Annotated in this window: 2 pseudogenes; both read right to left on the bottom strand. The window is 45.9% G+C overall.

Annotated features, from left to right (window positions below):
* A pseudogene (locus H5058_RS18725) lies at window positions 1-149 on the bottom strand (alpha/beta hydrolase family protein); the annotation flags it as partial.
* A 51-nt stretch (window positions 150-200) separates the two neighbouring features.
* Window positions 201-434: pseudogene (locus H5058_RS18160) on the bottom strand (alpha/beta hydrolase family protein); the annotation flags it as partial.
* Between the last annotated feature and the right edge of the window lie 229 nt (window positions 435-663).

The following is a 663-nucleotide window of genomic DNA, read 5'->3' as shown; positions in this document are numbered from 1 at the left end:
AACCACTGTTCTTGCTCCCACAATACATGCAGTAAACTTTTACGAGCACGATAGCCATGTGCTTCATGGGGTAGCATAACTAAGCGCACTTCTTTACCTAAGCCTTTTAATGCGGCGTACATACGATCACTTTGCATGGGAAAGGTGCCGTGAGATTTAGAGTGGATCTTCTTGCTCTCACAGCATAAACACGTACTTTACTACTGGCTCGGTGTTGGCTCTGCCACTTGCTCAGTTATTACCTTTACCGGCTCAGCCTCTTCATCCATTAACAGGTATTTGTTTAACCACTGTTCTTGCTCCCACAATACATGCAGTAAACTTTTACGGGCTCGATAGCCATGTGCTTCATGGGGCAGCATGACTAAACGCGCTTCTTCACCTAAGCCTTTTAACGCGGCGTACATACGCTCACTTTGCATTGGGAAGGTTCCGTGAGATTTAGAGTGGATCTTCTTGCTCTCACAGCATAAACACGTACTTTACTACTGGCTCGGTGCTGGCTCTGCCACTTGCTCAGTTATTACCTTTACCGGCCCGGCAGAGTCATTAAGTAAGTACTTATCTAACCACTGTTCTTGCTCCCACAATACATGCAGTAAACTTTTACGAGCACGATAGCCATGTGCTTCATGGGGTAGCATAACTAAGCGCACTTCTTTA

The organism is Pseudoalteromonas sp. SR45-4 (assembly GCF_014163535.1).
Taxonomy (GTDB): Bacteria; Pseudomonadota; Gammaproteobacteria; order Enterobacterales; family Alteromonadaceae; genus Pseudoalteromonas; species Pseudoalteromonas nigrifaciens.
Note: the sequence above shows the minus strand (reverse complement) of the source record. Positions and strands in the feature narration are given on the sequence as shown.